Source organism: Bacteroides sp. AF32-8BH (assembly GCF_003435205.1).
GTDB lineage: Bacteria > Bacteroidota > Bacteroidia > Bacteroidales > Bacteroidaceae > Bacteroides > Bacteroides ovatus.
Map to the genome: position 1 here is coordinate 1 of NZ_QVLZ01000098.1, position 2,777 is coordinate 2,777.

Sequence of the window (2,777 nt, forward strand, 5' to 3'; positions counted from 1 at the left end):
TTGGGAGAAAATCAGTTTCATATACTTTTTCTAGATCCAATTCTTGTTAGATAAATAGATTAGATGTTCTATTTTTAAGATATCAGGCTAAATACAATTGAGCAAAATCAATGAATGAAAGAAAAAGTTAGTAAGATTGCACATGAATATGCAGTAATTAAATTGTTTTTATTCATATATGCGGTATGAATATTCGATAAAAGACGTTTTCTCAGGAATGTTCCACACCGAGAATCACTTCGTTTCTCGGTGTGGAACATTTTGATTCTTTAAATGGAACCTAACAAATCATTTAAAGAATAATAATAACTTGTTTTATAGTAGTTGTTTTCTTCTAGTTAGTGCCGATAATACAAAGAACGGAATCTTTTCATTTGATTAATATTGTCAATATTAGATACTATTCTATCACTACGCGGGCGATAAAAAGAATAATTTGCAATAATATTATCCTTTTTTATTTGAATTACGTTTGGCTAAAGTGGAAATCCCTGCGGTTTTCAAAACACTCCTGATAACAAGATGCATATTCTAAATTATAGGTAATCTGAATATGCGTTTTTTAATATTATACTCACTTTTATCCTATATCAATTATTGGTCCATTTTTCATTGTACATACAATTTGCATGCAAATGTATTAATCTAGAGATTAAAGTTAGTCAATAATTGAGCATTCCTTATTCTTTCCTCTTTTTCAAAGTATGCTAAATAGTGCTCGGTTACAGATAAGTTAGAGTGTCCCAAGCTTTCAGAAATATATGAGGTTTTTGCACCTCCACGTTTTAATACTGTAGCAAAAGAATGCCTTGCCGTGTAAGTCGTCAACTGAAAAATTCCAATGTCTTGGGCTATTTTTTTAAGTCTTCTGTTACATTTGGTTATAATACGCCGTACCAATCTAATCTTTTCAAAGGCATCTTCAGTTCCTCTAGCATATTTAAAAATATACGTTTGCGGGCTTAATCTTGGATTACCCCATTTTTGAATAATATTCCACATTTCAGGAGTAATGATTGCATGTATCTCTTTGTTATGTTTGGTAGTTCGAGATGTCTTAGAGCGTACAAAGCATATTTCTCCATCCATAATATTTGAATACTGAAGAAATAATAAATCCATAAAATTAATGCCATTACATAAATAAGAAAACACCCAGAGATCCCTAAATTCTTCTATATCTTTTGTTTCACATTGATAAGACATTACTTTTTTTATTTCAGAAAGAGTAAGTGCTAATTTACGTCCACACCCTTCAGGAATTTCATATTTATTCTTTCCAAAAGGAAAAGATGATTCTTTTATGATACCATCATGTACAGCACGATTTAAGACACACTTTAAAGCTCGGAAATAAATACTTATGCTTGAATAGCTTTTACCTTCTGATATCCAAAATTTTTCACAACGTTTAAGCCAATCAATTGTAATGTTTTCCAAAGGTATAGTGGAACCTCCGAAATCTTCTAAACTTTTTAAAGCACTTTGATAATTTAAGTAAGTGTTTGCTTGTTCATTGGCTTCCAGTTCTTTCATTTTTAAGCGAAAAGCACTGCGCAAAGTCATATCATTCATCTGCCTTCCTAACCTGGCGCTTAATGTTTCAATACTAAATTCTCCTTTTTGTATCAGTTCGTTAACTTGTTGCTTAATAGTTGAAAAACTACTCTCTATATCTGATCGAATTTCTGCCAATAACCGGCTTTTTACTTTTAATAACCTTGCCCAATCTTCTTTTGACACTTCCTTCCCAGTTGAGTAATATTTTTGCTTTCTTCTATATACCACTTGAACTTTAACAGGAAACTGTCCACTCTTTTTTGCTCTTCTGGTATCTAATATGGTTAAAACCGAAATTCCATCTTTTGAATATTTGAACATAAAATGAATATTTATATCTATACAATAGGTAAAGCATACATATATTGTATGCAAAATGTATGCAAATGTAATAAATCAGCCTGATTTTAATAAGTACATAAGATTCTATTTATCAAATATTTGAGTATTTATTTTTCAATTAGGAATCTTTCTATTCTATTTTTTTCGAAAAAAATCTTATCTTCGTTTAGTAAGGTTACAACATAAAATGTATTACTATTGAATAAGCGCTTATGGAATTTATTTTAAGTATAACCTTTAAATTTATTAATTATGAGAAACAGAGATACATGAAACCTTTGTGTGAAAACGGTAATCTCATTTACCGCCTCTAATTACAAATTCTCTAAAAACTATTTCTAATTAAAAAGAATAAGATGAAAGAAATTATAAAACACAAGTTTTCATACTTGTTATTCTTCCTTTTGTTGGTTTCGTGTTTTGCTTCAGCTTATGGGCAAGAACGAACGATCACTCTTAATCTATCGAAAGTACCCTTGAACACTGCTTTGAAAGAAATTGAGAAACAAACTTCAATGTCAGTAGTCTATAACACAAATGATGTCGATATAAATCGTGTCATATCTATCAAGGTAACAAAAGAATCTTTGAATAATGTAATGAATCAGTTATTCAGAGGAGTAAATGTCAGTTTTTCAATAGTAGATAATCATATTGTACTTTCTGCGAAGAGTAATAAAGAAGAGCAGCAGAAAAAAACACCAATTACTGCAAGTGGTACTGTTACTGATTCAAAAGGAGAACCATTGATTGGAGTTAGTATTTTGGTAAAAGGAACTTCAAATGGTACTATCACTGATATGGATGGAAATTTCAAAATACAAGCAGCTAAAGGTGATGTACTTGAAGTATCCTATATCGGTTATGCCTCCCAA

2 protein-coding genes are annotated in these 2,777 nt (G+C 30.3%); one reads left to right on the forward strand and one right to left on the reverse strand.

Going from position 1 to position 2,777, the window contains the following annotated elements; genetic code table 11:
• Positions 1–645: 645 nt before the first annotated feature.
• A complete protein-coding gene (locus tag DWZ47_RS30060; RefSeq protein ID WP_004314041.1) occupies positions 646–1,881 on the reverse strand; it encodes a site-specific integrase in 1,236 nt (411 codons plus the stop codon).
• Between the two features lie 377 nt (positions 1,882–2,258).
• Here DWZ47_RS30060 and DWZ47_RS30065 point away from each other — a divergent pair.
• A partial coding sequence (locus DWZ47_RS30065; protein WP_004323748.1) for an STN domain-containing protein occupies positions 2,259–2,777 on the forward strand: 519 nt, incomplete at its 3' end.